Genomic DNA, 26,838 nt, shown 5'->3' with positions numbered 1-26,838 from the left:
TGTACCGGGGGCCGCTGTCCTGTTCGGGCGGCCGTCGTCGTGGCGTCATCCGCAGCGGTTACCATCCGCAGCGGACGGCCCGTCGGGCCGCCATGACTGAAGGTGGTCGCGCATGCGCATCTCGATGACCGCGATCGTGGTGATCGTGATCCTCGCCATCGTGCTGTTCGGAGCCAAGCGGCTCCCGGACCTGGCGCGCTCGCTGGGCAAGTCGATGCGGATCCTGAAGAGCGAGGCGCAGGCGATGCGCTCGGACGGCGAGTCCGAGCAGCCGTCCCGGCCCGCCCCGGCTCCGGCCCCGGTCGACGGTGCCGCGGCCAGGACCGTCCAGGCCGCTCCGGGAGCGTCGGCCACGGCCCGTCCGGTGACCGAGCCCGCCGCCGGGGCCTCCGCGCCCGACGGCGACCGCCCGCACTGAGCGCGGCGCACGTGAGGCACCTGACGCCCGCCGCGCACACCGTGTGCGCGGCGTTCGCGACCACGGAGGCCCGCCGACCGGCGGGCCCCGACGCACGAGTTGAGGACCGGGGTTGAGCAAGCTCTCCAAGGCGCCGAAGGCGTCAAAGGATCCTGAGGGGCGGATGGCCCTCGCCGACCACCTGAGGGAACTGCGCAACCGCGTGGTCAAGTCGGTCCTGGCGATCGTGCTGATCACCATCGTGGCGGCGGTCTACCACAAGCAGATCGAGGACTTCCTGCTGCAGCCGCTGCCGCGGTGCGAAACCCTGGAGCTGGCCAAGCACTACCACGGCAAGTGCGCCCAGGTCTCGAACATCGGTCTGACCGCCGGTTTCACCTGGATGCTGAAGGTGGCCCTGACGGCGGGCGTGGTCGGGACCGTGCCGATCTGGCTCTACCAGGTGTGGGCCTTCGTGGCGCCGGGCCTGCACAGGCACGAGAAGAAGTACACGGTCGTCTTCCTGATCTGCGGGACGCCGCTGTTCCTGGCCGGTGTGGCCGTGGCCATCCTGGTGCTGCCGACCACGGTCGACGTGCTGCTCTCGTTCACCCCGAACGACACCACGCCGATCCTGCCGCCCGAGGACTACTTCGACATCGCCACCCGGATGGTGCTGGTCTTCGGCCTGGCCTTCGAGTTCCCGCTGCTGCTGGTGATGCTGAACATGGTCGGCGTGGTCGGCGGCAAGCGGCTGCTGGGCTGGTGGCGCGGCATGGTCATGGGCATCACGGTGTTCGCGGCCTTCGCCACGCCGAGCGCCGACCCGCTGAGCATGCTGGCGCTGGCCGCGCCGATCTGGGCGCTGTACTTCATCGCGGTGGCGATCGCGATCTTCAACGACAAGCGCAAGGCGCGCCGCAACCCGGACGCCGGGCTGGACGACGAGGAGGCCTCGCACCTGGACCTCTCGGTGCAGCCGGTGGCCGGTGCGGAGTCCGTCCAGGCCTCGGCGGCCCCGGCGGCCGGTGCCTCGGTGCCGGCGTCCCGCCGCGAGGAGATGGACGACATCACCTGAGCCGGTAGGGCCTGAGGGAGCCCCGGTCCGCCGCTGCCGAGCGGTGGGCCGGGGCTTTCCGCTGGTCGGGGCGGTTCCGGGTTTCGGCGGGTGGTCTTGGCAGCTCGCATGGCATGTGACATATTACTGACGTGCTGAAGACCGAGACACCTCCCCTGGACGTGGTCGTGGTCGGCGCCGGTGTGGTCGGCGCCGCCTGCGCCTACTACGCCGCCCGCGCCGGGCTCGCCGTCGCCGTCGTGGACCGCGGGCCCGTGGCCGGCGGCACCACCGGCGCGGGCGAGGGCAACCTGCTGGTCTCCGACAAGGAGCCCGGCCCCGAACTCGACCTCGCCCTGCTCAGCACCCGGCTCTGGCGCGACCTCGCCGAGCGGCTCGGCCCGGCGATCGAGTACGAGCCCAAGGGCGGCGTGGTGGTCGCCTCCACCGCCGCCGGGCAGGACGCGCTGCGGGCCTTCGCCGACGGGCAGCGCGCCGTCGGGGTCGAGGCCGAGGAGGTGCCCGGCGAGCGGCTGCGCGAGCTGGAGCCGCACCTGGCCGAGGGCCTGGCCGGCGGCTTCCACTACCCGCAGGACGCCCAGGTCCAGCCCGCCCTCGCCGCCGCCCACCTGCTGCGCGAGGCCCGCCGGATGGGCGCCGAGCTGATCACCGGGGAGAGCGTCACCGCCGTCGACCGGGGCCCGGACGGCGCCGTGCGCGGCGTCCGGACCGACCGGCGGCACCTGGCCGCCCCCGCCGTGGTGAACGCGGCCGGCACCTGGGGCGGCGAGGTGGCCGCGCTGGCCGGGGTGCACCTGCCGGTGCTGCCCCGGCGCGGCTTCGTGCTGGTCACCGAGCCGCTGCCGCGGGTCGTGCGGCACAAGGTCTACGCCGCCGACTACGTGGCCAACGTGGCCAGCGGATCGGCCGGGCTGGAGACCTCCGCCGTGATCGAGGGCACCCCGGGCGGGCCGGTGCTGATCGGCGCCAGCCGGGAGCGGGTCGGCTTCGACCGCACGCTCTCCCAGGAGGTGCTGAGCCGGCTCGCCGCCCAGGCCGCCGCCCTCTTCCCGGTGCTCGCCGACGTCACCGTGCTGCGCGCCTACCGCGGCTTCCGCCCGTACCTGCCGGACCACCTGCCGGCCATCGGCGCGGACCCCCGGGTGCCCGGGCTGTACCACGCCTGCGGGCACGAGGGGGCCGGCATCGGGCTGGCCCCGGCGACCGGGCTGCTGATCAGCGAGCAGCTCACCGGCAAGCAGCCGGAGCTGGACCTCGCGCCGTTCCGGGCGGACCGCTTCCCGGCCGAGTGACGGCGTGACGGCCCGGCCGCCTGCGACCGAGGCCTGTGTGAGATTCCTTCCTGGACCCGTGAGATTGGAGAGGCCGCCGATGCGCCGCCGCACCCCCGCCGGGCTGGTCGAGGCCGAGCCCGGGCCCGCCCACCACATCGAGTTCGACGGGCGGCCCGTCCCCGCGCTGCCCGGGCAGTCGATCGCCGCCGCGCTCTGGGCCGACGGCGTGCTCGCCTGGCGCACCACCCGGGTCGGCGGGAAGCCGCGCGGGGCGTTCTGCGGGATCGGCGCCTGCTTCGACTGCCTGGCCACCGTGGACGGCCGCCCCAACCAGCGCACCTGCCTGCTCCCCGCCGAGCCCGGCACCACCGTCACCACCCAGGAGGGCCACGGCCGTGCCGACCTCGCCGTCTGAACCCCTCGACGCCCCGCCGTACGACCTCGTGGTGGTCGGCGCCGGCCCGGCCGGGCTGGCCGCCGCCGTCACCGCCGCCGACCTCGGGCTGCGCTGCGCCCTGCTGGACGGCGGGCAGAGCACCGGCGGGCAGTACTACCGCCACCCGGCGCCCGGCCTCGGCGCGGCCCGGCCGGACCGGCTGCACCACCACTGGTCCGCCTACACCGGGCTGGCCGACCGGCTCGACGCGCACGGGCGCGCCGGGCGGGCCGACTTCCGGGCCGGGCACCAGGTCTGGGCGCTGGAGCGCACCGGGGACGGCTTCGCGGTGCACGTCACCCGCGGACCGGAGAGCACCGACCGGGCCACCGTCCTGACCCGGTCGGTGCTGCTCGCCACCGGCGCGTACGAGCGGCAGCTGCCGTTCCCCGGCTGGACCCTGCCCGGGGTGGTCACCGCGGGCGGCGCCCAGGCCATGCTCAAGGCCGGCCTGGTGCTGCCCGGGAAGCGGATCGTGGTGGCCGGCAGCGGCCCGCTGCTGCTCGCGGCGGCCTCCTCGCTGGTCACCGCCGGGGCCGAGGTGCCCGCCGTGGTCGAGGCCACCGCCTACCTCGGGTACGCGCGGCGCCCCGGCGTGCTGGCGGCCGTCCCCGGCAAGCTGGTCGAGGGCGCCGGGCACGGCGGTGCGCTGCTGCGGCACGGCGTACGGCTGCGCCCGCGCAGCGCGGTGGTCGAGGCGCACGGGACGGACCGGGTCACCGGCGTCACGGTGGCCCGGCTGGACGCCGACTGGCGGCCGGTGCCCGGCACCGGGCGGCGGATCGACTGCGACGCGCTCGCCGTCGGCCACGGCCTGCTGCCGCAGATCGACCTGGCCACCGAGCTCGGCGCGCGGACCGTGACCGGGCCGGACGGCGCGGTCGCGCTGGAGGTCGACGCCCGGCTGCGCACCAGCGTGCCCGGCCTCTGGTCGGCGGGGGAGACCAACGGCGTCGGCGGCGCGGACCTCGCGCTCGCCGAGGGCGAGCTGGCCGCGCACGCGGTGGCCGGGGAGCGGCCCGAGGCCGCGCTGCTGCGCCGCCGCTCCCGGCTGCGGGCCTTCGCCGACCTGATGGCCGCCGCGCACCGGCCGGGCCCCGGCTGGACCGGCTGGCTGCGTCCGGACACCGACGTCTGCCGGTGCGAGGAGGTGCCGGTGGCGGCGATCCGGGAGGCCGTCGAGGACCTGGGCGCGGGCGATCCGCGCACCGTGAAGCTGCTCACCCGGGCCGGAATGGGCTGGTGCCAGGGCCGGATGTGCGGTCCGGCCGTGGCCTGCCTGGCCGGCCCGGGTGAGCCGGGGCCGGACCGGCGGCCGCTGGGCTGCCCGGTGCCGCTCTCCCAGCTGGCGGCGGGGCCGAACCCGGAGGCGTAGGGCGTGCCCGACCGCTCGCGTCGGGCGGGAACGGTCGGGCACGCCCCCGGGGTCCGTCGTCGAAGGACGGGCCGGGGACCTTGTCTCCGGCCCGTCCACTCTAGTAAAATGTCACACCTCATCAAGGAGCTCATGTGTCCATCACCCAGCACGACAGCACCCGTCCCTGGCGCGGCATCATGGTCGCCACCACGCTTCCGCTGCGCCCGGACCACTCCGTCGACTACGACGCCTACGCCGAGCACGTCCGCTGGCTGATCGACTCCGGCTGCGAGGGCGTCGTCCCCAACGGCTCGCTGGGCGAGTACCAGACGCTCACCGCCGAGGAGCGCGCCAAGGTCGTCGAGGTCGCCATCGAGGCGGCCGGCGACGGCTCCCGGGTGATGCCCGGCGTGGCCGCCTACGGCAGCGCCGAGTCCCGCCGCTGGGCCGAGCAGGCCGCCGAGGCCGGCGCCGGCTCCGTCCTGCTGCTGCCGCCGAACGCCTACCGGGCCGACCACGCCTCGGTGCGCGCCCACTACGCCGAGGTCGCCAAGGCCGGGCTGCCGATCGTGGCGTACAACAACCCGATCGACACCAAGGTCGACCTCGTCCCCACGCTGCTCGCCCAGCTGCACGCCGAGGGCTCGATCGTCGCGGTCAAGGAGTTCAGCGGCGACGTCCGCCGGGCGTACGAGATCGCCGAGCTGGCCCCCGGGCTGGACCTGCTGATCGGCGCCGACGACGTGCTGCTGGAGCTGGCGCTCGCGGGCGCGGTCGGCTGGATCGCCGGCTACCCGAACGCCCTGCCGGCCGCCTCGGTCGCGCTCTACGACGCCGCCGTCTCCAAGGACCTGGAGAACGCGCTGCCGCTGTACAAGTCGCTGCACTCGCTGCTGCGCTGGGACTCCAAGACCGAGTTCGTCCAGGCCATCAAGCTCTCGATGGACATCGCCGGGCGCCCCGGCGGCCCGGTGCGCGCCCCGCGCCTGCCGCTCGTCCCGGAGATCGAGGAGGCCGTCCGCGCGGCCACCGAGAAGGCGCTGGCCGACGGCCTGGTCTGACACCGGCGCGATCCCGGGCCTCCGGGCCGGCTGCGGCGGCAGTCGGCCCGGCCAACCCACCAACCATCCGAACCTGTACGGGAGTTGTGACCCATGCGCAGCCGCCACGTGTTCCACGCCGTCGACTCGCACACCGAGGGCATGCCGACCCGGGTGATCACCGGCGGCTTCGGCGTCATCCCCGGCGCCACCATGGCCGAGCGCCGGGTGCACTTCCAGGAGCACCTGGACCACTTCCGCACCCTGCTGATGTACGAGCCGCGCGGCCACGCCGCGATGAGCGGCGCGATCCTCCAGCCGCCGACCCGGCCGGACGCCGACTTCGGCGTGCTCTACATCGAGGTCTCCGGACTGCTGCCGATGTGCGGGCACGGCACCATCGGGGTCGCCACCGTACTGGTCGAGACCGGGATGGTCCCGGTGGTAGAGCCGGTCACCACCGTACGGCTGGACACCCCGGCCGGACTCGTGGTCGCCGAGGTGAAGGTCGAGGACGGCGCCGCCAAGGCGGTGACCATCCGCAACGTGCCCTCCTACTCCGTCGCCCTGGACCGCAAGATCGAGGTGCCCGGCTACGGCACGGTGACCTACGACCTCGCGTACGGCGGCAACTACTACGCCATCCTGCCGCTCGCCGAGTTCGGGCTGCCCTTCGAGCGCGAGCGCAAGCAGGAGATCCTGGACGCCGGCCTGGCCATGATGGACGCGATCAACGCGGGCCCGGACCGGCCGGTGCACCCGGAGAACCCGTCCATCCACAGCTGCCACCACGTCCAGCTGCTCGCCCCCGGCTCCACCGCCGAGCACTCCCGGCACGCGATGGCCATCCACCCCGGCTGGTTCGACCGCTCGCCCTGCGGCACCGGCACCTCGGCGCGGATGGCCCAGCTGCACGCGCGCGGCGAACTGCCGCTCGGGCGGGACTTCCGCAACGACTCCTTCATCGGGACCACCTTCACCGGGCGGCTGGTCGAGGAGACCGAGGTGGCCGGGCTGCCCGCGGTGGTGCCCACCGTCACCGGGCGGGCCTGGGTCACCGGCACCGCCCAGTACTTCCTCGACCCGAGCGACCCGTTCCCGGCGGGCTTCCTGCTCTGACCCCTCCTTCCTCCCCGTACCTCCCCCCGAAGGGCTGCTGGCCGTGACCATCACCTCGTACAACCCCGCCGACCCCGACGACCTCGTGGTCGCCGTCGAGGAGCCCGGCGCCGAGGCCGTGCGGGCCGCCGTCGGGCGGGCCCGGGCGGCGCAGGGCGACTGGCTCGCCGCCGGGGCGGGCGCCCGGTCGGCGGCGCTCGGCCGGATCGCGGACGCCGTGGAGGCGCACGCCCACGAGCTGGCCGCGCTGATCGTGCGCGAGGTCGGCAAGCCGCTGGCCGAGGCGCTCGGCGAGGTCGCCCGCACGGCGGCGATCTGGCGCTACTACGCGCAGGCGCCGTACGCGCCCTCCGGGGCGGTGCACGAGACCGCCGCCGGCCCCGGGCTGCTGTTCACCCGCCGCCGCCCGTACGGGGTCGCCGGGCTGATCGCGCCGTGGAACTTCCCGCTGGCGATCCCGACCTGGAAGGCCGCGCCGGCCCTCGCCGTCGGCAACGCGGTGGTGCTCAAGCCGGCCCCCGAGGCGACGGCCTGCGCGCTGCGGCTGGCGGAGCTGGCCGGGCTGCCCGAGGACGTGTTCACGGTGCTGCCCGGCGGGGCGGAGGAGGGCGCGGCGCTGGTCGACGCCGCCGACGTGGTCTCCTTCACCGGCTCGACCGGCGTCGGCCGGGCCGTGGTGCGGGCCGCGACCGACCGCGGGGTGCCGGTGCAGGCCGAACTCGGCGGGCTGAACGCCGCGCTGGTGCTGCCGGACGCCGACATCGCGCAGGCCGCCGGGCACATCGCCGCGGCCATCGCCGGGTACGCCGGGCAGAAGTGCACCGCCACCAGCCGGGTGATCGCGGTCGGCGCCGCGTACGAGCCGCTGCGCGAGGCGCTGGTCAAGGCGCTGGCGGCGGTCGACGACGCGGTCTGCGGGCCGGTGATCAACGCCGGTGCGCGGGAGCGGCTGACCGGGGCCGTCTCCTCGGCCGTCGAGGCCGGGGCGAGCGTGCTCACCGGCGGCGGGGTGCCCGAGCGGACCGGCTGGTACGTCGAGCCGACCCTGCTCGCCGAGGTGCCGGCCGAACACCCGCTGGCCCGCGAGGAGTTCTTCGGCCCGATCGCGGTGCTGCACGCCGCGGCCGACCTGGACGAGGCCATCGCGCTCGCCAACGACACCCCGCACAGCCTCTCCACCTCGGTGCACACCCGCAGCCTGGACGTGGCGCTGGCCGCCGCCGACCGGCTGGACGCGGGCATGATCCGGGTCAACGCGCCGTCCAGCGGCGTCGACTTCCACCTGCCCTTCGGCGGGGCCAAGGGCGCGAGCCACGGCGACCGCGAACAGGGCCAGGCCGCCCTGGACTTCTACACCGTCAGCCGGACCGTCAGCGTGCTGCCGGGCGGAGGTGCGCTCTGATGTTCGTACGGACGGTCGACTACCACACGGCCGGCGAGCCGTTCCGGATCGTGCTGGACGGCGTGCCCCCGATCCCCGGCGACACCGTCGCCGAGCGCCGGGCCATCGCGCTCGGCGCGGGCGGCAGCGCGACCGCGCCCCGGCCCAGCGCGCTGGACGAGGTCCGGCAGCTGCTCAGCCGGGAACCGCGCGGCCACGCCGGGATGTACGGCGGCTTCCTGGTCCCGCCGGACGACGACGAGGCGCACCTGGGTGTGCTGTTCTGGCACAAGGACGGCTACTCCACCGCCTGCGGACACGGCACCATCGCGCTCGGCGCCTGGGCGGTGGACTCCGGACTGGTGGCCGCCCCCGCGGACGGCGTGGCGCGGGTGCGGATCGACGTGCCGTCCGGCCGGGTCACCGCCCTGGTGCACCGCTCCGGCGGGCGGACCACCGGGGTGACCTTCCGCAACGTGCCCAGCCGGGTCACCGCGCTGAAGCTCCCGGTGGAGACCTCGCGCGGCACCGTGGAGGTCGCCGTGGCGCACTCCGGCGCCTGCTACGCCTCGGTGCCCGCGGCCGCCCTCGGGCTCGCCGTGGAGAAGCAGCAGCTGCCCGAACTCACCGCCGTGGGGCGGGAGATCAGGGCCGCGCTGGCCGGCTCGGAGGCGGTCGCGCACCCGACGGACGCCCGGCTGTCGGGCGTCTACGGGGTCATCCTCCACGACGAACTCCCCCCGGTGGACGGGGTGCTGAACCAGCGCAACGTCACCGTCTTCGCGGACGGCCAGATCGACCGTTCGCCCTGCGGCTCCGGCACCTCCGCCCGGCTCGCGGTGCTCGCCGCTGAGGGGCGGCTGGCCCCGGGCGAGCCGCTGCGGCACGAGTCGATCATCGGGACGGTCTTCAGCGGGCAGGTCCTCCCGGGCGGCGACCCGCAGGGCGAGGGCGTGGTCACCGAGGTCGGCGGGACGGCTTTCCGCACCGGCGAGCACGGCTTCGTGCTGGAGCCGGACGACGACCTGGGAGCGGGGTTCCTGCTGTGACCACCGTGCGTGCGACCGAAGCCGTGAAGCCAACCGAAGTGCCCGGCGCGGCGGTTGTGCCGCTCCAGTACGCCGTGCCGGGCACCGGCGGGGTCGGGCCCGCCGGGGCGGTGGGGGCGATCGAGCGGGTGCTGCTGGACGGGTTCGACCCGGAGGCGGCACCCGCCCGGTCGGCCGTACCGGTGCCCGCCGGCGAACTGCTGATGATGCCGGCCGCCGCCGGGCCGTACGCCGGCGTGAAGATCGCCGGGGTCGCGCCCGCCAACCCGTCGGCCGGACTGCCCCGGATCACCGGCAGCTACCTGCTGCTGGACGGGCCCACCCTCCAGCCGCTCGCCCTGCTGGACGGCGCCGCGCTCACCGCGCTGCGCACGCCCGCCGTCACCGCGGCCGCGCTGCGGCGGCTGGCCGTGCCGGAGGCCGAGCACCTGGTGCTGTTCGGCTCCGGGCCGCAGGCGTACGGGCACCTGGACGCCCTGCTCGCCGTCCGGCCGCTGCGCCGGCTCACCGTGGTGGCGCGCAACGCCGAACGGGCCGGGGCGCTGGCCGATTACGGGCGGAAGCTCGGGCTGGCGGCCGAGGTCGGCGACCCGCGCGCGGTCCGCGAGGCGGACCTGGTGGTCTGCTGCACCACCGCGCGCACCCCGCTGTTCGACGGCGCCCTGGTGCCCGCCCACGCGGCGGTGGCGGCGGTCGGCTCGCACGAGCCGGACGCCCGGGAGGTGGACGAACTGCTCGTCCAGCGCGCCGAGTTGTACGTCGAGGCGCGTACCGTCGCGGAGCGCGAGGCCGGGGACCTGCTGATGGCGGGCGTGGCCGGGCGGCAGCTGTGGAACCTCGCCGAACTGGTGCGCGGCGACGCGCTGGTGCCCGACGGGCGGCCGCGGTTCTTCAAGAGCGTCGGGATGGCCTGGCAGGACCTGGCCGTCGCGGCGGAGGTGTACCGGGCCGCTTCCTAGCGGTTCAGTCGCCCAGGAAGACGAGCCAACTGCCCGGGGTGGCGGCGCAGTTGGCGAGCAGGTTGCGCAGTTCGCGGACGGCCGCCCGCTGCTCCCCGGTGGTGCAGCGGGCGAGCAGGGCGGTGGCCTCCTCGAAGGCGGCGCCGGCGTCCTGCTCGTTGAACGGGGTGTCCCCGTACGGGTCGATCCGGCCGAGCCGGTGGCGGGTCGGATCGGTGTGCCGGGCCAGGGCGATGGTGAGGGCCTCGCCGGGGCTCGACAGGTGCAGCAACCTGGCGCTGGTGCGGCGGCCGCCGTTCGGGCGGCCGTCGTACAGCGCGATGTCGATCGACACGGCGTTACTCCTGGTGGTGGTCGGGAGTTGTGGAGCCGGAGCCGGTGCAGCGGGATGGGATCCCCCGCTGCACCGGCTCCTCACGTTTTCCGGACGTTTTCCGGCGGGCTCCCGGGCGGGCGGGCGGTTCGGTTCGGCGCGTCAGGTCCGGTTCCGCGCGTCAGGCCCGGTCGTCGGCGTAGGCGGTGAGCAGGCGGGCCAGGTGCTTGCCGGTGACCAGCAGCGGCTCCTCGCTGCGGGCGACCTGGGCGGCGAGCTCGGCGCCCTCCAGGGTGCTGATCACGGTGCCGGCCAGCTCGCGGGCGTCCTGCTCGCCGATGCCGGCGGCGAGCAGCCGTTCCGTCACGACGGCGCGCCAGTGGGCGAAGGCCTCGGCCACCGCCTCCTCGATCACCGGCACCCGGCCGATCGTCTCCAGGGCGGTGCTGGTGATCGGGCAGCCGTCCTGCCAGTCGGACGCGCGCAGTTCGGTGGCGAGCAGCCGGGTGCAGGCGGTCATCGCCTCGCCCAGGTCCGGTGAGGAGCCGAGCCCGGCGTGCAGCATGACGGCGAACTCCTCGTCCCCGTGCCGGATCGCCTCGGCGGCCAACTCCTGCTTGCCGCCCGGGAAGAAGTGGTAGACGGAGCCGAGGGTGGCCTCGGCCTCGCGGGAGATCTGCTTGATCCCGGTGCCCTCGTACCCCTGGCGCTGCAGCAGCCGGGAGGTGGCCCGGACGATCCGCTCCCGGGTGCCGGGCTTCGCTTCGGCCCGCGCGCCGTCCTTCGGTGCGGCCTTCGCCGGGGCCTTCACCGGGGCCTTCGCCGCGACCCTCGCGGCGGCCTTCGGGTCGGCCTGCGCGGGGGTCTTCTCGGGCGTCTTCACGGCGTGATCCTAGCCGAGATTCTGAGTAGAGCGTTCGTTCCAGTCCTGTGCTAGCGTCGGCTCCGGCGCTCTGGATAGAGCGTTCGTTCTAGGCATTCGTCCAGTGGAGGGGAACACGCATGTCCGTGGAGCAGCAGGCGAAGCGATCCGTGACGGTGATCGGGCTCGGCCCGATGGGGCAGGCCATGGCCCGGGCGTTCCTGGACGCCGGGTACGCCGTCACGGTGTGGAACCGCACGGCCGCACGGGCCGACGAACTCGTCGCCCGGGGCGCGCAGGCGGCGCCCAGCGCGGAGGCGGCGGTGGCGGCGAACGAACTGGTGGTGCTCAGCCTCACCGACTACGACGCCGTGTTCACCGTGCTGGAGTCGGTCGAGCCGGCGCTGAAGGGGAAGGTGGTCGCGAACCTCAGCTCGGACACCCCCGGGCGGGCCCGCGAGGCCGCCCGCTGGCTGGCCGAGCGCGGCGCCGGACACCTGACCGGCGGGGTGCAGGTGCCGCCGTCGGGCATCGGCAGCCCCGAGTCGTCCACCTTCTACAGCGGCCCGGTCGAGCTGTTCCGGCGGCACCGGGCCACCCTGGAGGTGCTCACCGCGGCCGACTACCGGGGCGACGACCCCGGGCTGGCCCAGCTGTACTACCAGATCCAGATGGACCTGTTCTGGTCCTCGATGGTCGGCTACCTGCACGCCACGGCGGTCGCCGAGGCCAACGGCATCACCGCCGAGGAGTTCCTGCCGTACGCCCTGCCCACCGCCGCGCTGCTGCCGCGGATGATCGAGTTCTACGCGCCGCGGATCACCGCCGGGGACCACCGCGGGGACGTCGACCGGCTGACGATGGCACTCGCGAGCATCGAGCACGTCCAGCACACCGCGGAGGACTCCGGGGTGGACGGCGCCCTGCCGGCCCTCCTCGCGGAGGCGGTCCGGCGGGGTGTGGCGGACGGGGACGGCGCGGCCAGCCTGAGCACCCTGGTGGGGCGGTTCCGCCGGGCGTAGCCCTCCGCAGGGGCCTCCGGGCGGACCTCCGTGCGGATCTTCGTACGGACCTCCCGGGCGGACCGGAAGATCGTGTGCCGTCGGCCGTTGTCACGGCCGACGGCCGCTGTCACCATGGCGTTCGGCAGGAAGAGGGGCCGGTGCGGCGGGTCGGTGACGGGTGTTCGAATCACTGGCTGTTGCGCACGCAACGTAACGTGACATTGTACGCTGGTGTTCTGCACCCACCCGGAGGAACACCATGGCCGACCTCAAGTCCCGCACCCTGATCTCCGTACAGGAGCGGCTTCGCGACCAGGTCGCGCACGCACTCCGGGCAGCCCTGATCTCCGGCGAACTGCGCCCCGGCGTCGTCTACTCCGCCCCCGCGCTCGCCGCCGACTTCGGCGTCTCCGCGACGCCCGTCCGCGAGGCCATGCTCGACCTCGCCCGCGAGGGCCTGGTCGAAGCCGTCCGCAACAAGGGCTTCCGGGTCACCGAGTTGACCGACCGCGACCTCGACGACTTCACCGAGATCCGCGCCCTGATCGAGGTCCCGACCGTCGGCCGGGTGGCGCGCACCGCCACCAAGGAGCAGCTGGAGCGGCTGCGCCCGCAGGCCGAGGCGATCGTCGCGGCGGCCCGCAAGCACGACCTGATCGGCTACCTGGAGGCCGACCGCCAGTTCCACCTCGACCTGCTGGGCCTGGCCGGCAACTCGCGGCTGGTCGAGGTCGTCGGCGACCTGCGCAAGCGCTCGCGGCTCTACGGCCTCAACCGGCTCGACGAGCGCGGCGAGCTGGTCTCCTCGGCGGAGGAGCACCTGGAGCTGCTCGACCTGCTGCTCGCCGGCGACGCGGCCGGGGCCGAGGCCTGCATGACCCGCCACCTCAGCCACGTCCGCTCCCTCTGGGCCGGCGAGGAGAAGCCCGCCGAACCGGAGCCCTCGGCGCTGCGCCTGCGGTCCCGCTAGGGGACTCGGCAGGAGTCAAACCGCCCGTTCGGGTGAAGAGTCCGGGTATGGACGGCGGCTTGGGGCCGACGGGCGGAGGATTCGCCTGTGCGGAACAGGGTGCTCGACATGGCAGAGGTCCTCTTCGATCGGTTTCCCGGGCACCGGGTCGAGGTGCTCGGCGGTGAGGTGGCCGTCGAGCCGCTGCCCGACGGGCGCCACGGCGAGATCCTCTCCGACGTGATGAAGGCCTGCTTCGAGGCCGGGCTGGAAGGCGGGGACACGGAAGTCCTCCAGCGGCTCGCGATCTGGCTGCCGACCGGGCCGGACGACTTCGCGATGCCGGATCTGTCGATCGTCGAGGCGGTGAGCGACGACCGGATGGTCACGTACAACTGCTACGACCCGAAGATCTTCCGCCTCGTCCTCGAAGTGACATCGGCGGCGTTGTGCAGTGACGTCACCAGGAAGCCCGCCGCCTACGCGCTGGCCGGGGTGCCGACCTACGTGGTCGTGGACCGGGTCGAGCAGCAGGTGCTGGTGCTGACCGATCCCGTGCGGGGCGAGTACCGGGAGCGGGTCGTACGCCGTCCCGGGCAGGTGGTCGGGTTGCCCGGGACGGCGGTGACGCTGCCGGTGTCGGAGCTGATCGCCTAGACCGCCGCCGGGAGGGTCAGCCGTCCGTCGTGGACCTCGGCGATCTGGTCGACGGCCGTCAGGTGGGTGCGGTCGTGGGTGACCAGGACGGTGGCGGTGGCCCGGCGGTGGGTGAGGTCGGTGATCAGGTCGAGGACGGCGGCGCCGCGTTCGTGGTCGAGGGCGCTGGTGGGTTCGTCGACCAGCAGGACGGTGGGGTCGTTCATCAGCGCGCGGGCGATGTTGACCCGCTGGCGCTGCCCGCCGGAGAGCTGGTGCGGCCGGCGGGCGGCCTGGTCGCGCAGGCCGACGGCGTCGAGGAGTTCCAGGGCGCGGGGGAGCGCGCCGCGCGGGGGGCGGCCGTCGAGGTGGGCCATCACCTGCAACTGCTCCACCGCGGTGAGCGAGGGCAGCAGGTTGGCCTGCTGGAAGACGATGCCGATCCTGGTGCGGCGCAGCGCGGTGAGGTCGGCCCGGCTGAGGCCCGCGGTGTCGGTGCCGTCGACGACGACCTGCCCGGAGTCCGGGGTGATCAGGGTGGCGGCGACCGCGAGCAGGCTGGACTTGCCGGAGCCGGAGGGGCCGACGACGGCGGTGAGCGTGCCCTTGGGGACGGTCAGCGAGACCTCGTCGAGTGCCGTGAGCCGGCCGTCGCCGTCAGGGTAGGTGAGGGTGATGCGGTCGAGGACGAGACTCATCGGGCGCTCCCGAGGGCGGTCAGCGGGTCGACGGAGGTGATCCGGCGGATGGACAGGGCCGCGCCGATCGCGCCGAGGGCGATCATGACGGCGGCGGGCAGCAGGACGGTCGGGGCGTCCAGGACGAAGGGGACGGCGGAGCCGATCAGCGCGCCGAAGCCGGACGCGATCGCGGTGCCGACGACCGTGCCGAGCAGCAGCAGGAGGACGGCCTGGCCGAGGGCGTCGCGCAGCAGGTAGCGGGTGGAGGCGCCGAGGGCCTTGAGGACGGCGATGTCGCCGCTGCGCTGGATCGTCCAGACGGTGAAGAACGCGCCGATCACCAGGGCCGAGATGGCGAACAGGAAGCCGCGCATCAGCTGGAGGGAGCCGTTCTCGGAGGTGTAGGAGCCGATCGCGGCGAGGGCGTCGTCGCGGGTGCGGGTCTCGGTGCCGTGGCGGGCGTCGGCGGCGGCCAGGTCGGCGCCCTTGGCGGTGTCGAGCGCGATGACGGTGGCGTGGCCGGCGCCGCCGGGGGCGGCCTGCTGCCAGTCGCCGAGGCTGGTCCAGATCACCGGGGTGTGGCTGTACGCGGCGTCGCCCTCGACGGCGGCGACCCGCAGCGGGTGGCCGGCCAGGGTGAAGTCGGCGCCGGGGGTGAGGCCGCCCAGGTTCTCGGCGGCGGTCTTGGACAGTACGGCCTGGCCGGGGGCGATCCGGCTGCCCTGCGGGGCGAGTGCGGAGCCGTCCGGGACGCCGAAGGCGGAGAGCGCGGCGGTGCGCTGTCCGGCGGCGGCCTTGGTGGTGGTGATGCCGATCGGCTGGGCGGAGGTGACGCCGGGCTCGCGGGCCCAGGCCTGCCACTGGTCGGGGGTGACCTGGGAGTCGGTGAAGGAGAGCTTCTGCCCGTCGGCCGGCTTGCCGAAGACCAGGTGGTCGGCGGGCAGGCCGGTGATCGCGGAGATGTTCTGCCGGCCGAGCCCGGCGGTCAGCCCGGACAGCAGGCCGACCAGCACGGTGATCAGCACGATGACGGTTCCCATCAGGGCGAACCGCCCCTTGGCGAACCTCAGGTCCCTCCAGGCGACGAACACGACGGGGCCTTCCTCTGGGCAGGTGGTTTCGACACTTCCACCGTCCTGGACGGGAGGGGTCCGGGGCATCGCGCCGGGGATTGCATCCTGGGCATCAAAGGGGAGAGCCCGAGTTCAACCTTTTGATTGATGCCGGGTGCCGGGCTAGGAACTTAGGCTGGACGGATGGCGACCGAACGATCCAGAACCACCCCCGTCGCCCGCGTCCTCCAGGTCTGCCTGCACCTGCTCGTGGCGGGCCTGCTCGCGCTCGCCGTCGCCCGGGCCGTCCTCGTCGACCGGGGCGGCGATCCGGCCGCCGTCGCCGCCGCGGCCACCGCGATGGCCGCCGTCTACACCGTCGGACCGCAGCTGGCCGCCGTGCGCCGCTCCCGGCGGGCGGCCGCGCTCTGGCTGGCGCTGCTCGGCGTCACCTGGGCGGGCGTACTGATCACCACCCAGGACGGCGTCTGGCTGGCCTTCCCGCTGTACTTCCTGGAGCTGCACCTGCTGGGGCGGCGCGGCGGGCTGGTCGCCGTCGGGCTGACCGCCGCCGCGTCGATCGCCGCGTGGTCCTGGCACCAGCACAGCTTCAGCTTCGCCGCCTCGATCGGGCCCGCGCTCGGCGCGGCCGTCGCCACCGCCACCGTGCTCGGCTACCAGGCGCTGTACCGGGAGAGCGAGGAGCGCCGCCGGCTGATCGACGAGCTGACCGCCGCCCGCGCCGACGCCGCCGCCGCCCACCACGCCGCCGGGGTGCTGGCCGAGCGGGAGCGGCTCGCCCGGGAGATCCACGACACCCTCGCACAGGGCCTCAGCTCCATCCAGCTGCTGCTGCGGGCCGCCCAGCGGGCCCTGCCGGAGCGCACCGAGACCGCCGCCGGGTACGTCGAGCAGGCGCGGCAGGCCGCCCAGGACAACCTGGACGAGGCCCGCCGGTTCGTCCGGGCGCTCACCCCGCCCGCGCTGGACGGCGACCCGCTGCCGGTCGCGCTGGAGCGGCTGTGCGCGACGACGACGGCGCAGAGCGGCCTGCCGGTGAAGCTGCACGTCTCCGGCGCCCCGGTCCGGCTGCCGGCCGCGGAGGAGGTCGCGCTGCTGCGGATCGCGCAGTCGGCGCTCGGCAACACCGTCCGGCACGCGGGGGCCGCGCGGGCCGAGGTGACACTCAGCTACATGGAGGGTGAGGTGGCACTGGACGTGTACGACGACGGGGCCGGGTTCGACCCGGCGGCGGTCGCCGGCCGCACCGGCGGGGACGGCGGCTTCGGGCTGCCGTCGATGCGGGCCCGGGCCCGGGCGCTCGGCGGCGGCTTCACGGTGGAGTCGGCGCCCGGGCAGGGCACGACGGTGGCGGTGCAGCTGCCGGTCACCCCGGAGGCCGGCCAGTGATCCGGCTGCTCATCGCCGACGACCACCCGGTGGTGCGGGCCGGGCTGCGGGCCGTGCTGGAGTGCGAACCGGACTTCGCCATCGTGGCGGAGGCGGCCACCGCCGAGCGGGCCGTCGAACTGGCGGCGGAGCCGGGCGTGGACGTGGTGCTGATGGACCTCCAGTTCGGGCCGGGATCGGCCATGAACGGGGCGCAGGCCACCGCGGCGATCACCGCCCGGGCGGGCGCGCCGCGGGTCCTGGTGGTCACCACGTACGACACCGACGCGGACACCCTGCCCGCCCTGGAGGCGGGCGCCACCGGCTACCTGCTGAAGGACGCGCCGCCGGAGGAGCTGGCCCAGGCCGTCCGGGCTGCCGCGGCGGGGCGCAGCGCGCTGGCGCCCAGCGTGGCGGACCGGCTGCTGGAGCGGATGCGGACGCCCGCGGCGGCGCTCAGCGCCCGGGAGACCGAGGTGCTGGGGCTGGTCGCGGACGGGCTGACCAACCAGCAGGTCAGTCAGCGGCTGCACCTGAGTCAGGCCACGGTGAAGTCCCATCTGGTGCACATCTACACCAAGTTGGGCGTGGACTCGCGCACGGCGGCGGTGCGCGAGGCACGGCGGCTGGGGCTGATCCGCTGAGCGTAGGGTGGGGGTGTTCCGTGCCCGTGGCAGTGTGAGGAGCGCCTGATGACCGTCCGTCTCGACGAGCTCGCCGTACCGGTGATCGCCGCCCCGATGGCGGGCGGGCCCTCGACGCCCGAACTGGCGGCGGCGGTGAACCGGGCCGGCGGGCTCGGATTCCTGGCCGGCGCCCTCAAGACCGCCCAGGCGATGGCCGAGCAGATCGCGGCGGTACGGAAGTCGACCGACCGGCCGTACGGGGTGAACCTCTTCGTGCCGGGCACGCCCGGGGACGCGGCGGCCGTCGCGGCGTACCGGGAGCGGCTGCGCCCCGAGGCCGAGCAGTGGGGCGTGAGCCTGCCGGAGGAGATCGGGCCGGACCGCGACGACTGGGAGGCCAAGCTCGCCCTCCTGCTCGCCGACCCGGTGCCGGTGCTCTCGTACACCTTCGGGCTGCCCACGGCCGAGGAGGCGGCGGCGGTGCGGGCGGTCGGCACGACCCAGGTCGCCACCGTCACCACGCCCGAGGAGGCGCGGGCGGCGCAGGCCCTCGGGATGGACGCGCTGTGCGTGCAGGGCCCGGAGGCGGGCGGCCACCGGGGCACCCACCGGGTGACGGACCGGCCCGGGGAGCAGCCGCTGCTCGAACTGCTGGCCGCCGTACGGGAGGTGACGGCGCTGCCGCTGATCGCCGCGGGCGGGCTCGGCGACGGCGCGGCCGTCGCGGCCGCGCTGTGGGCGGGGGCGGTGGCGGTGCAGTTGGGCACGGCGCTGCTGCGCTCGGACGAGTCCGGCGCCTCGGCCGCCCACCGGGCGGCGCTCGTCGAACTCCCGGAGACGGCCGTCACCCGCGCCTTCACCGGCCGCCCGGCCCGCGGCCTGCGCAACGGCTTCATCGACCGCCACGACCCGTACGCCCCGCCCGCCTACCCCGAGGTCCACCACCTCACCGCCCCCCTCCGCGCCGCCGCCGCCCGCCGCGGCGACACCGACGCCATGCACCTCTGGGCCGGCACCGCCCACCACCTGGCCCGCACCGGCCCGGCGGAGAGGATCGTCGCCGACCTGTGGCAGGCAGCGCGCGGGTAGCCGGTCGGGGGCGCGCAGGACTCGGCGTGTTGTCCCTCGCAGGGGTGGATTGAGCGGGAAAGCGCGCGGTAACGTATAAGGGCAAACTTAATTTGGTTCCATGTGGGAGATCACACTCATCGGTCCGGTGAACGACTGGTTCCTGGACATCGCTGTCAAGGACCCGGACACGGCCGACCAGATCGCCGACGCGATCGAGTTGCTCGCCAGGAGGGGGCCACTGCTCGGGCGCCCGCTGGTGGACCGGATTCATGGAAGCAGGTTGCACAACCTGAAGGAGCTCCGGCCCGGCTCGGCGGGGCGCTCCGAGGTTCGAATGCTCTTCGTCTTCGATGTCGAACGGGAGGCCGTCATCCTGGTCGCCGGCGACAAGAACGGGGAGTGGTCCCGGTGGTACGACATCAACATCCCGCTGGCGGAGGCTCGCTATGAGCAGTACGTCGAGGAGAAGGACAAGGGAGCGTGAGCATGACGAGCCGTAGTTGGACCGAGGTGTGGGCTGAGGCGCAGCGGATCAACCCCTGGTTGGCTTCGCCGGAGGCGGAGGCCGATCGGGCGCGGATCCGAAAGGAGAACCTGGCCCGGATCCGCGGCTACGAGCTGGCAGAGATGCGGAAGTCGGCCGACCTCACCCAGAAGGAGGTGGCGGAGCTGATGGGCGTGAGCCAGGCGCGGGTGTCGCAGATCGAGCACGGGCAGGTGGACAGCCTGGACAACCTGCGGGCGTATTCGGCGGCGATCGGCGGCGAGGTCGAGGTGATGATCCGGCGGGGGGAGCGGACGATCAAGGTGGCTTGACCGTCCGCTCCTGGCGGCCTCCTCAGGACAGCAGGGTCGCCATCCAGGACTCGACGTCGGTGGCGGTGCGGGGGAGGGCGCCGGACATCAGGTGGGCGCCGTCGGGGGTGATGACGAGGTCGTCCTCGATGCGGATGCCGAGGCCGCGGAGTTCGGCGGGGAGGGTCTCGTCGTCGGGCTGGAGGTAGAGGCCGGGTTCGACGGTGAGGACCATGCCCTCCTCCAGGGTGGCGTCGAGGTAGCGGTCGGCGCGGGACTTGGCGCAGTCGTGGTAGTCGAGGCCGAGCATGTGGCCGCTGCCGCAGAGGGTGTAGCGGCGGTAGAGGCCGTTGTCCTCGGCGAGGGCCTCTTCGGCGGAGACGGGCAGGACGCCCCAGTCGGCGAGGCCTTCGGCGATGACCCGCATGGCGGCGCGGTGGAAGTCGCGGAACCGCGCGCCCGGGCGGAGGGTGGCGATGCCGGCGCTCTGGGCGGCGAGGACGAGGTCGTAGGCCTGGCGCTGGATCGGGGTGAAGGTGCCGCTGAGCGGCAGGGTGCGGGTGATGTCGGCGGCGTAGAGGGTGTCGGTCTCGACGCCGGCGTCCAGCAGGAGGAGGGAGTTCGGGTCGAGGGCGCCGTCGTTGCGGATCCAGTGCAGGACGCAGGCGTGGGCGCCGGAGGCGGCGATGGTGGTGTAGGAGGTGCCGTTGCCCTCGGCGCGGGCGCGCAGGTCGAAGACGCCCTCGATCCAGCGTTCGCCGCGGTGGTGGCGCAGTGCGGTGGGCAGGGCCCGGACGACGTCCTCGAAGCCGGTGGTGGTGTGGTCGACGGCCAGTTGCAGCTGTCCGATCTCCCATTCGTCCTTGACCAGGCGCAACTCGGAGAGGACGGCGGCGAGTTCGCCGTCCCGCCGGCCGTCGGCGGGCCGTCCGGTGGCCTCGTCGACGAGCGGGTCGGTGCCGGCCAGGACCCGGGTGGGGGGCTGGGGGCCGGTGAGCAGTTTGCCGAGGTCGTCGAGGTGTTCGGTGCGTACGCCGGTGAGTCGGGCGGCTTCGGCGAGGTCGGGCCGGGAGCCGACCCAGAACTCGCCGTAGCGGCGGTCGCGGTAGAACTCGCCGCCGTCGCGCGGTGAGCGCGGGCGCAGGTAGAGGACGGGCTCGTGGCCTTCGGGGCCGGCCGGTTCGAGGACGAGGACGTGGTCGGCCTGGTCCTCGCCGGTGAGGCCGGTGAGCCAGACGTACGCGCTGTGCGGGCGGAAGCGGTAGTCGAGGTCGTTGCAGCGGACCTTGAGCCGGCCGGCCGGGACGATCAGCCGTTCGCCGGGGAAGGCGGCGGAGAGCCGGGCGCGGCGGCCGGGGAAGCGGTCGTGGCCGGGGACGCGCCGGTCGGCGGGGAGCGGGGTGGCGGCCCAGCTGGTGGCCATGAAGGAGGCGAGGGCGGGGGAGACCGGGAGGTCGTGGCTCCCGGTGTTGAGGCCGGTCGGGGGAAGGGTCACCGGTGAACTCCTTGGCGGGGCGGGGGAGATGCTGGCACGGACACAGCTCGGTAACGGGAGCCGTCACCTCTTGTGCAGTGCAATTTCACATTACTATGTTACGGGTCACACAGCGCAGCGGCCAGATCCGGCGGATCGGGCCCCCCACAGCGGAGTTGCAACATGACCAGGCGCACCCACGCCGCCCTCGCGGCGGCCCTCGCGGCGACCCTCACCCTCGGCCTCGGGGCCTGCTCCAACGACAAGAGTGACGGCGGCAGCGACGCCGCCCCCTCCGACGGCAAGGGCCCGGGCGCCGCGTCCGGCTCGGTCATCGGCGGCACCCCTGCCAAGGGCGGCACCCTCACCGTCCTGACCAACCAGGACTTCGCCCACCTCGACCCGGCCCGCAGCTGGGTGGTGCCGCACATGGACTTCGGCACCCGGCTGATCTACCGCACCCTGACCACCTTCAAGGCCGAGCCGGGCGCGGCGGGCAGCGAGATCGTCCCGGACCTCGCCACCGACCTCGGCAAGTCCTCCGACGGTGGCAAGGTGTGGACCTTCACCCTCAAGGACGGCCTCAAGTACGAGGACGGCTCGCCGATCAAAGCCGCCGACATCAAGTACAACGTCGAGCGGTCCTTCTCCCCGGACCTCACCGGCGGCCCCGACTACGCGATCCAGTACCTGGCCGGCGGCGAGAACTACAAGGGCCCGCTGAACGGCGAGCACCTGGCGAGCATCGAGACCCCGGACGACAAGACGATCGTCTTCCACCTGAAGCGCCCGGTCGCCGAGTTCTCCTCCACCGTCTCGCTGCCGACCTTCTCCCCGGTGCCGCAGTCCCAGGAGAAGGGCACCCAGTACGACGCCCGGCCGTTCTCCTCCGGCCCGTACAAGATCGAGACCTACGACCGCGGCAAGCAGCTGGTGCTGGTCCGCAACACCAACTGGGACCCGGCCACCGACACTGTCCGCAAGGCCTACCCGGACAAGGTCGTGGTCACCGAGGGCATCAAGGGCGGCCAGGCCGACGACCGGATCATCGCCAGCGACGGCGCCGACGCCAACGCGATCAACATGCCGTGGATGGCGCACGAGACCGTCGCCAAGGTGCTGCCCAAGCCGGACGTCAAGTCCCGCATGGCCGCCGAGGTCACCGGCTGTACCGACATGCTGTACATGAACACCTCCAAGGCCCCCTTTGACGACCCGAAGGTGCGCGAGGCGATGATGTGGGCGGTCGACCGCGAGGGGCAGGTGACGGCCTTCGGCGGCCCGGCGATGGCCGACGTGGCGACCTCCTACCTGCCGCCCTCGCTGACCGGCGGCGTCAAGTCCGACCCGCTGAAGGTCCCGGCGGCCGGTGACCCGGAGAAGGCCAAGAAGCTGCTCCAGGAGGCGGGCAAGAGCGACCTCAAGGTATCGCTCACCGTGTCGCTCGGCGACAAGAGCCGTGCCGAGGCGATCCAGCAGTCGCTGTCCAAGGCCGGCGTCCAGGTCACCATCAACACCACCGACCCGTCCGCCTTCCAGGACACCGTCGGCGACATCAAGAACGCCCCCGATCTGACCATCAGCGGCTGGTGCCCCGACTACCCCTCCGGTGCGACCTTCCTGCCGTTCCAGTTCGACGGCCGCACCATCAAGGAGAAGGGCAACCAGGGCAACCTGAGCCAGTTCAAGGACCAGGCCACGATGGACCGGATGGACCAGATCGCGGCCATGACGGACGTCAACGAGGCCAACAAGGCCTGGCAGCAGCTGGACCAGGACCTGGCGAAGAAGGCCCCGGCCGTCCCGCTGATCTGGCAGCGCCGCCCCCTGCTGGTCGGCACCAACGTGGCCGGCGCCTTCGGCAACCAGGGCTACGCCGGGATGCTCGACCTGGGTGCCATCGGCCTCAAGGACCCCGCCAAGGGCAAGTGAGGGGCCGGCAGCGATGAGTACCACCACTGAGCCCGCCGCCGTGGCCGACGCCACGGCGGGGGGCGCCAAGAAGAGTGCCGGGCGCGGGCCCTGGCGGCTGGTCTGGGACCAGCTGTGGGCCAAGGGCTCGGCCCGGTTCGGGCTGATCACCGTCGGCGTGCTGATCCTGGTCACGGCGCTGGCCGGACCGCTCAGCGCCCTCGGCGGCTGGACCCCGGAGGAGTTCGACAAGCGCGCCGTCGACCCGTACCTGGGCGGCGTGCCCCGGGGCGACTTCGGCGGCATCAGCGCCCGGCACTGGCTGGGCGTCGAGCCGGGCAGCGGCCGCGACCTGTTCGCCCGGGTGCTGCACGGCGGTCAGGTGTCCCTGCTGATCGCGTTCACCGCGACCGCCGTGGTCGTGATCGCCGGCACCCTGGCCGGCATCGCGGCGGGCTACTTCGGCGGGCGCGTCGACACCCTGCTGTCCCGGCTGATGGACCTCACGATGTCCTTCCCCTCGCTGATCTTCATGATCGCGATGATGTCGGTGGCCAAGGACGTCAACCGGATCCTGCTGATCACCCTGGTGATCGGGCTGTTCACCTGGCCCGGCATCGCCCGGGTGGTGCGCGGCCAGACCCTCTCGCTCAAGCACCGCGAGTACGTCGAGGCCGCCAAGGTCGGCGGGGCGCGCTCCTGGCGCATCCTCACCCGCGAGATCCTGCCGAACGTCTCCGGCCCGATCATCGCCTACACCACCCTGCTCGTCCCCGGCATGATCGCCACCGAGGCCGCGCTCAGCTACCTCGGCGTGGGCGTCCGCCCGCCGACCGCGTCCTGGGGCCAGATGATCGCCGAGAGCATCGTGCACTACGAGACCGACCCGACCTACTTCCTGATCCCGACCGCCTTCCTGTTCGTCGCCGTGCTCGCCTTCACCCTGCTCGGCGACGCGCTGCGCGACATCCTCGACCCCCGGGGAGGCCGGTCGTGATCCTCTACCTCGGCCGCCGGCTGCTCGGCGTGGCGGGCATCCTGCTCGCCATCTGCGCCATCACCTTCACCATCTTCTACCTGCTGCCCAACGACCCGGCAGCGGCCGCCTGCGGCAAGACCTGCAGCCCCGAGCGGCTCGCCGACGTCAAGTCGGCGATGGGCCTGGACAAGCCGGTCTGGGACCAGTTCCTCGCCTACCTCGGCGGCATCTTCGCCGGCCGCGACTACGGCTCCGGCCCCAGCGCGGTGCACTGCGGCTTCCCCTGCCTCGGCTACTCCTACGAGTACGGGCTGCCGGTCTGGGACCTGCTCACCGACCGGCTGCCGGTCTCCATCTCGCTGGCCCTCGGCGCGGCCGTGCTCTGGCTGGTCCTCGGCCTCGGCGCGGGCGTCACCTCGGCGCTGCGCAAGGGCAGGCCGATCGACAAGACCCTGATGGTGCTGTCCGTCGGCACCGCCTCGCTGCCGGTCTACTTCACCTCGATCATGCTGATCTGGGGCCTGGTCAGGACGGCCGGTGTGCTGCCCTACCCCTCGTACCACAAGTTCACCGAGAACCCCTTCGAATGGGGCTCCAACCTGCTGCTGCCGTGGATCGCGCTGGCCCTGCTGTACGCGGCCATGTACGCCCGGCAGAGCCGCAACTCGATGATCGAGGCGATGGCCGAGCCGTACATCCGCACCGCCCGGGCCAAGGGCCTGCCGCCGCGGACGGTCACCGTCAAGCACGGGCTGCGCTCCGGGATGACGCCGATCCTGACCATCTTCGGCATGGACCTCGGCGGCCTGCTGGCCGGCGCGGTCATCACCGAGTCGATCTTCGGTCTGCCCGGCGTCGGCCGGCTGTTCTACGACGGGCTGGCCCGTTCCGACCAGCCCGTGATCCTCGGCGTCACCCTGCTCGCGGCCTTCTTCATCGTCGCGGCGAACCTGCTGGTCGACCTGCTCTACGCGTTCGTCGACCCGAGAGTGAGGTACTGATGACCAGGCTGTTGGAGGTCGAGGACCTCAAGGTCGCCTTCGACACCCCGCGCGGCACCGTCCGCGCGGTGGACGGGATCTCCTTCGCCGTCGAGGCCGGTCGCACTCTCGGGCTGGTCGGCGAGTCGGGCAGCGGGAAGTCCGTCACCTCGCTCGCCGTCATGGGCCTGCACCGCGGCGCCGCCGTCACCGGCTCGATCCGGCTGAACGGGCAGGAGCTGAACGGGCTCGGGGAGCGGGAGCTGGGCACCGTCCGGGGCCGCCGGATCGCGATGATCTTCCAGGACCCGCTGTCCAGCCTGCACCCCTTCTACACCGTCGGGGAGCAGATCGCCGAGCACTACCGGGTGCACTTCAAGGCCAACCGCAAGGCCGGGCGGGCCAAGGCGGTGGAGATGCTGGCCGAGGTCGGCATCCCGGAGCCGGCCCGCCGGGTCGACGAGTACCCGCACCAGTTCTCCGGCGGCATGCGCCAGCGCGTCATGATCGCCATGGCGCTCGCCTGCGAGCCCGAGCTGCTGATCGCCGACGAGCCCACCACGGCGCTCGACGTCACCGTCCAGGCGCAGATCCTCGACCTGATCGCCCGGATCCAGCAGGAGCGCGGCCTCGGCGTCGTGATGATCACCCACGACCTCGGCGTGGTCGCCCGGGTCGCCCACGAGGTGCTGGTCATGTACGGCGGCCGGGCCGCCGAACAGGCCCCGGTGGACCGGCTGTTCGCGCAGCCCGCGCACCCGTACACGCGCGGCCTGCTGGACTCGCTGCCGCGCCTGGACGACACCGACGACGCCCCGCTGCGCGCCATCCCCGGCAGCCCGCCGTCGCTGATCGCCCCCGCCCCCGGCTGCTCCTTCGCCCCGCGCTGCGCCCGCACCACCGCGGCGTCCGCCGAGGAGCACTCCCGCTGCCTGGCCGAGCGCCCCGTGCTCGACCGGCTCGCCCCCGGCCACCAGGCCGCCTGCCACCTGCCGCTGGTGCCGGAAGGGGTGCTGTGATGACCACACCGTCGACGAAGGACGCGGCCGGACCGCTGCTGTCCGTACGGGACCTGGTGAAGACCTTCCCCGGCCGGCGGAGCCGCACCGGGCGCCCCGGTGCGCCGGTCCGGGCGGTGGACGGGGTGAGCTTCGACGTCGGGGCGGGCGAGACGCTCGGCCTGGTCGGCGAGTCCGGCTGCGGCAAGTCCACCACCGGGCGGATGATCGTCCGGCTGCTCGACCCGACCTCGGGCACCGTCACCTTCGACGGCACCGAGATCGGCGGGCTCTCCCAGGCCCGGCTGCGGCCGCACCGGCGCGACCTCCAGATGGTCTTCCAGGACCCGTACTCCTCGCTCAACCCCCGGCAGACGGTGGCCCGGATCATCTCCGAGCCGCTGCTCGTCCAGGGCGAGAGCGCGGCGGCCGCGCGCAAGCGGGCCGCCGAGCTGATGGAGCTGGTCGGGCTGATCCCCGAGCACCTGGACCGCTACCCGCACGAGTTCTCCGGCGGCCAGGCCCAGCGCATCGGCATCGCCCGCTCGCTGGCCACCTCGCCGCGGCTGGTGATCGCCGACGAGCCGGTGTCCGCGCTGGACGTCTCCATCCAGGCCCAGGTGGTCAACCTGATGGAGCGGCTCCAGCAGGAGCTCGGGCTGGCGTACGTGTTCATCGCGCACGACCTCTCGGTGGTCAAGCGGGTCTGCGACCGGGTCGCGGTGATGTACCTGGGCCGGATCGTGGAGATCGGCGACAAGGCCGAGGTGTACGGCAGCCCCGCGCACCCGTACACCAGGGCGCTGCTGTCCGCCGTCCCGCTGCCCGACCCGGAGGCGGAGCGCACCCGGGAGCGGATCGTGCTGCTCGGCGACCCGCCGAGCCCGGCCGACCCGCCGCCCGGCTGCACCTTCCACCCGCGCTGCCCGAAGGCCCAGGACCTGTGCCGGACCGAGCGGCCGCTGCTGCGGATCGCCGGGCCCGGCGAGCGGCAGGCGGCCTGCCACTTCCCGGAGGTCTGAGCCGCAC

Annotated in this window: 28 protein-coding genes; 23 read left to right on the top strand and 5 right to left on the bottom strand. The window is 73.9% G+C overall.

What is annotated here, in order from left to right:
• Nucleotides 1-112: 112 nt before the first annotated feature.
• The 10 genes from tatA (at nucleotide 113) to ACLWS4_RS24165 (ending at nucleotide 10,090) form a co-directional block, all read left to right on the top strand.
• Entirely contained in the window at nucleotides 113-418 is a 306-nt protein-coding gene (tatA, locus tag ACLWS4_RS24210; RefSeq protein ID WP_049652008.1) for a Sec-independent protein translocase subunit TatA, read from the top strand.
• Nucleotides 419-581: 163 nt separating this feature from the next.
• Nucleotides 582-1,475, top strand: a complete 894-nt coding sequence (gene tatC / locus ACLWS4_RS24205) for a twin-arginine translocase subunit TatC (protein WP_117487214.1) — start codon at nucleotides 582-584, stop codon at nucleotides 1,473-1,475.
• Between the two features lie 131 nt (nucleotides 1,476-1,606).
• Complete coding sequence (locus ACLWS4_RS24200; protein WP_049652010.1) at nucleotides 1,607-2,767, top strand: NAD(P)/FAD-dependent oxidoreductase; 1,161 nt, start codon at nucleotides 1,607-1,609, stop codon at nucleotides 2,765-2,767.
• 79 nt (nucleotides 2,768-2,846) lie between these two features.
• Nucleotides 2,847-3,164 carry a (2Fe-2S)-binding protein gene (locus tag ACLWS4_RS24195; protein ID WP_049652011.1) on the top strand — a complete coding sequence of 106 codons (318 nt, stop codon included), beginning with the start codon at nucleotides 2,847-2,849 and terminating at the stop codon, nucleotides 3,162-3,164.
• Nucleotides 3,145-4,560, top strand: a complete 1,416-nt coding sequence (locus tag ACLWS4_RS24190; protein ID WP_416875206.1) for an NAD(P)/FAD-dependent oxidoreductase — start codon at nucleotides 3,145-3,147, stop codon at nucleotides 4,558-4,560. The genes ACLWS4_RS24195 and ACLWS4_RS24190 overlap by 20 nt, the downstream gene beginning before the upstream one ends.
• A 179-nt stretch (nucleotides 4,561-4,739) precedes the next feature.
• Nucleotides 4,740-5,603, top strand: coding sequence for a dihydrodipicolinate synthase family protein (locus ACLWS4_RS24185; RefSeq protein ID WP_369808372.1), 864 nt, complete (start codon nucleotides 4,740-4,742; stop codon nucleotides 5,601-5,603).
• Between the two features lie 93 nt (nucleotides 5,604-5,696).
• Nucleotides 5,697-6,701, top strand: coding sequence for a proline racemase family protein (locus tag ACLWS4_RS24180; RefSeq protein WP_380745473.1), 1,005 nt, complete (start codon nucleotides 5,697-5,699; stop codon nucleotides 6,699-6,701).
• 43 nt (nucleotides 6,702-6,744) lie between these two features.
• Nucleotides 6,745-8,103 (top strand): aldehyde dehydrogenase family protein, encoded by a 1,359-nt coding sequence (locus ACLWS4_RS24175; protein WP_079272090.1) that lies wholly within the window; start codon nucleotides 6,745-6,747, stop codon nucleotides 8,101-8,103.
• Nucleotides 8,103-9,131 (top strand): proline racemase family protein, encoded by a 1,029-nt coding sequence (locus ACLWS4_RS24170; protein ID WP_375876044.1) that lies wholly within the window; start codon nucleotides 8,103-8,105, stop codon nucleotides 9,129-9,131. Before ACLWS4_RS24175 ends, ACLWS4_RS24170 begins: the two co-directional genes overlap by 1 nt.
• A 23-nt stretch (nucleotides 9,132-9,154) precedes the next feature.
• Entirely contained in the window at nucleotides 9,155-10,090 is a 936-nt protein-coding gene (locus ACLWS4_RS24165; protein ID WP_338016276.1) for an ornithine cyclodeaminase family protein, read from the top strand.
• Between the two features lie 4 nt (nucleotides 10,091-10,094).
• Here the strand turns inward: ACLWS4_RS24165 and ACLWS4_RS24160 are convergent, their stop codons facing one another.
• Both ACLWS4_RS24160 and ACLWS4_RS24155 read right to left on the bottom strand, forming a co-directional pair.
• A complete protein-coding gene (locus ACLWS4_RS24160; protein ID WP_117487209.1) occupies nucleotides 10,095-10,424 on the bottom strand; it encodes a hypothetical protein in 330 nt (109 codons plus the stop codon).
• Between the two features lie 160 nt (nucleotides 10,425-10,584).
• On the bottom strand, nucleotides 10,585-11,214 hold the full coding sequence (locus tag ACLWS4_RS24155) for a TetR/AcrR family transcriptional regulator (RefSeq protein ID WP_416875214.1): 630 nt from the start codon (nucleotides 11,212-11,214) through the stop codon (nucleotides 10,585-10,587).
• Nucleotides 11,215-11,405: 191 nt separating this feature from the next.
• Here ACLWS4_RS24155 and ACLWS4_RS24150 point away from each other — a divergent pair, with 191 nt between their 5' ends.
• The 3 genes from ACLWS4_RS24150 (at nucleotide 11,406) to ACLWS4_RS24140 (ending at nucleotide 13,875) form a co-directional block, all read left to right on the top strand.
• Nucleotides 11,406-12,287: an NAD(P)-dependent oxidoreductase gene (locus ACLWS4_RS24150; protein ID WP_416875205.1), complete on the top strand. Its 882-nt coding sequence runs from the start codon at nucleotides 11,406-11,408 to the stop codon at nucleotides 12,285-12,287.
• A gap of 241 nt (nucleotides 12,288-12,528) precedes the next feature.
• Entirely contained in the window at nucleotides 12,529-13,239 is a 711-nt protein-coding gene (locus ACLWS4_RS24145; protein WP_117487207.1) for a GntR family transcriptional regulator, read from the top strand.
• Between the two features lie 108 nt (nucleotides 13,240-13,347).
• A complete protein-coding gene (locus ACLWS4_RS24140; RefSeq protein ID WP_416875204.1) occupies nucleotides 13,348-13,875 on the top strand; it encodes a Uma2 family endonuclease in 528 nt (175 codons plus the stop codon).
• Here ACLWS4_RS24140 and ACLWS4_RS24135 read toward each other — a convergent pair.
• Nucleotides 13,872-14,552: an ABC transporter ATP-binding protein gene (locus ACLWS4_RS24135; protein ID WP_117487205.1), complete on the bottom strand. Its 681-nt coding sequence runs from the start codon at nucleotides 14,550-14,552 to the stop codon at nucleotides 13,872-13,874. The two genes, ACLWS4_RS24140 and ACLWS4_RS24135, sit on opposite strands and share 4 nt — an antisense overlap.
• Nucleotides 14,549-15,625, bottom strand: coding sequence for an ABC transporter permease (locus tag ACLWS4_RS24130; protein WP_387966329.1), 1,077 nt, complete (start codon nucleotides 15,623-15,625; stop codon nucleotides 14,549-14,551). Before ACLWS4_RS24130 ends, ACLWS4_RS24135 begins: the two co-directional genes overlap by 4 nt.
• 165 nt (nucleotides 15,626-15,790) lie before the next feature.
• Between ACLWS4_RS24130 and ACLWS4_RS24125 the strand changes: the two genes are divergently transcribed.
• The 5 genes from ACLWS4_RS24125 to ACLWS4_RS24105 all read left to right on the top strand — a co-directional run bounded on the left by ACLWS4_RS24125 (nucleotide 15,791) and on the right by ACLWS4_RS24105 (nucleotide 19,488).
• Nucleotides 15,791-16,996, top strand: coding sequence for a sensor histidine kinase (locus ACLWS4_RS24125; RefSeq protein WP_049656461.1), 1,206 nt, complete (start codon nucleotides 15,791-15,793; stop codon nucleotides 16,994-16,996).
• On the top strand, nucleotides 16,993-17,619 hold the full coding sequence (locus tag ACLWS4_RS24120; RefSeq protein WP_049656462.1) for a response regulator transcription factor: 627 nt from the start codon (nucleotides 16,993-16,995) through the stop codon (nucleotides 17,617-17,619). The genes ACLWS4_RS24125 and ACLWS4_RS24120 overlap by 4 nt, the downstream gene beginning before the upstream one ends.
• Nucleotides 17,620-17,667: 48 nt before the next feature.
• The gene (locus ACLWS4_RS24115) at nucleotides 17,668-18,690 is read left to right on the top strand and encodes a nitronate monooxygenase (RefSeq protein WP_416875203.1); all 1,023 of its coding nucleotides are present in this window, start codon (nucleotides 17,668-17,670) and stop codon (nucleotides 18,688-18,690) included.
• A gap of 100 nt (nucleotides 18,691-18,790) precedes the next feature.
• Nucleotides 18,791-19,156, top strand: a complete 366-nt coding sequence (locus ACLWS4_RS24110; RefSeq protein WP_074002325.1) for a type II toxin-antitoxin system RelE/ParE family toxin — start codon at nucleotides 18,791-18,793, stop codon at nucleotides 19,154-19,156.
• A 2-nt stretch (nucleotides 19,157-19,158) separates the two neighbouring features.
• Nucleotides 19,159-19,488: an XRE family transcriptional regulator gene (locus ACLWS4_RS24105; protein WP_387966327.1), complete on the top strand. Its 330-nt coding sequence runs from the start codon at nucleotides 19,159-19,161 to the stop codon at nucleotides 19,486-19,488.
• A gap of 22 nt (nucleotides 19,489-19,510) precedes the next feature.
• On the opposite strand, the gene ACLWS4_RS24100 is transcribed toward ACLWS4_RS24105, so the two are convergent.
• On the bottom strand, nucleotides 19,511-20,962 hold the full coding sequence (locus tag ACLWS4_RS24100; protein WP_375876049.1) for an aminopeptidase P family protein: 1,452 nt from the start codon (nucleotides 20,960-20,962) through the stop codon (nucleotides 19,511-19,513).
• Nucleotides 20,963-21,124: 162 nt separating this feature from the next.
• Between ACLWS4_RS24100 and ACLWS4_RS24095 the strand changes: the two genes are divergently transcribed.
• From ACLWS4_RS24095 to ACLWS4_RS24075, 5 genes are read left to right on the top strand one after another with little or no spacing between them, the layout of a single operon-like run.
• Nucleotides 21,125-22,873, top strand: coding sequence for an ABC transporter substrate-binding protein (locus ACLWS4_RS24095; protein ID WP_049651592.1), 1,749 nt, complete (start codon nucleotides 21,125-21,127; stop codon nucleotides 22,871-22,873).
• A 13-nt stretch (nucleotides 22,874-22,886) separates the two neighbouring features.
• Nucleotides 22,887-23,849, top strand: a complete 963-nt coding sequence (locus ACLWS4_RS24090; RefSeq protein ID WP_074002328.1) for an ABC transporter permease — start codon at nucleotides 22,887-22,889, stop codon at nucleotides 23,847-23,849.
• Nucleotides 23,846-24,832, top strand: coding sequence for an ABC transporter permease (locus ACLWS4_RS24085; protein WP_049651590.1), 987 nt, complete (start codon nucleotides 23,846-23,848; stop codon nucleotides 24,830-24,832). The genes ACLWS4_RS24090 and ACLWS4_RS24085 overlap by 4 nt, the downstream gene beginning before the upstream one ends.
• Complete coding sequence (locus ACLWS4_RS24080) at nucleotides 24,832-25,830, top strand: ABC transporter ATP-binding protein (RefSeq protein WP_049651589.1); 999 nt, start codon at nucleotides 24,832-24,834, stop codon at nucleotides 25,828-25,830. Before ACLWS4_RS24085 ends, ACLWS4_RS24080 begins: the two co-directional genes overlap by 1 nt.
• A complete protein-coding gene (locus tag ACLWS4_RS24075; protein WP_049651588.1) occupies nucleotides 25,830-26,831 on the top strand; it encodes an ABC transporter ATP-binding protein in 1,002 nt (333 codons plus the stop codon). Before ACLWS4_RS24080 ends, ACLWS4_RS24075 begins: the two co-directional genes overlap by 1 nt.
• The last annotated feature ends 7 nt before the right edge of the window (nucleotides 26,832-26,838 follow it).

The organism is Kitasatospora sp. SC0581 (assembly GCF_048159585.1).
In the GTDB taxonomy this organism is placed as follows: domain Bacteria; phylum Actinomycetota; class Actinomycetes; order Streptomycetales; family Streptomycetaceae; genus Kitasatospora.
This window is presented reverse-complemented; position numbering and strand designations above follow the sequence as displayed.

Bases quoted from the DNA above. Each gene is read 5' to 3' on its own strand.
- tatA (WP_049652008.1), top strand. From the start codon at position 113: ATGCGCATCTCGATGACCGCGATCGTGGTGATCGTGATCCTCGCCATC.
- tatC (WP_117487214.1), top strand. From the start codon at position 582: ATGGCCCTCGCCGACCACCTGAGGGAACTGCGCAACCGCGTGGTCAAG.
- ACLWS4_RS24195 (WP_049652011.1), top strand. From the start codon at position 2,847: ATGCGCCGCCGCACCCCCGCCGGGCTGGTCGAGGCCGAGCCCGGGCCC.
- ACLWS4_RS24185 (WP_369808372.1), top strand. From the start codon at position 4,740: ATGGTCGCCACCACGCTTCCGCTGCGCCCGGACCACTCCGTCGACTAC.
- ACLWS4_RS24180 (WP_380745473.1), top strand. From the start codon at position 5,697: ATGCGCAGCCGCCACGTGTTCCACGCCGTCGACTCGCACACCGAGGGC.
- ACLWS4_RS24170 (WP_375876044.1), top strand. From the start codon at position 8,103: ATGTTCGTACGGACGGTCGACTACCACACGGCCGGCGAGCCGTTCCGG.
- ACLWS4_RS24150 (WP_416875205.1), top strand. From the start codon at position 11,406: ATGTCCGTGGAGCAGCAGGCGAAGCGATCCGTGACGGTGATCGGGCTC.
- ACLWS4_RS24145 (WP_117487207.1), top strand. From the start codon at position 12,529: ATGGCCGACCTCAAGTCCCGCACCCTGATCTCCGTACAGGAGCGGCTT.
- ACLWS4_RS24140 (WP_416875204.1), top strand. From the start codon at position 13,348: ATGGCAGAGGTCCTCTTCGATCGGTTTCCCGGGCACCGGGTCGAGGTG.
- ACLWS4_RS24135 (WP_117487205.1), bottom strand. From the start codon at position 14,552: ATGAGTCTCGTCCTCGACCGCATCACCCTCACCTACCCTGACGGCGAC.
- ACLWS4_RS24125 (WP_049656461.1), top strand. From the start codon at position 15,791: ATGGCGACCGAACGATCCAGAACCACCCCCGTCGCCCGCGTCCTCCAG.
- ACLWS4_RS24115 (WP_416875203.1), top strand. From the start codon at position 17,668: ATGACCGTCCGTCTCGACGAGCTCGCCGTACCGGTGATCGCCGCCCCG.
- ACLWS4_RS24110 (WP_074002325.1), top strand. From the start codon at position 18,791: ATGTGGGAGATCACACTCATCGGTCCGGTGAACGACTGGTTCCTGGAC.
- ACLWS4_RS24105 (WP_387966327.1), top strand. From the start codon at position 19,159: ATGACGAGCCGTAGTTGGACCGAGGTGTGGGCTGAGGCGCAGCGGATC.
- ACLWS4_RS24095 (WP_049651592.1), top strand. From the start codon at position 21,125: ATGACCAGGCGCACCCACGCCGCCCTCGCGGCGGCCCTCGCGGCGACC.
- ACLWS4_RS24090 (WP_074002328.1), top strand. From the start codon at position 22,887: ATGAGTACCACCACTGAGCCCGCCGCCGTGGCCGACGCCACGGCGGGG.
- ACLWS4_RS24080 (WP_049651589.1), top strand. From the start codon at position 24,832: ATGACCAGGCTGTTGGAGGTCGAGGACCTCAAGGTCGCCTTCGACACC.
- ACLWS4_RS24075 (WP_049651588.1), top strand. From the start codon at position 25,830: ATGACCACACCGTCGACGAAGGACGCGGCCGGACCGCTGCTGTCCGTA.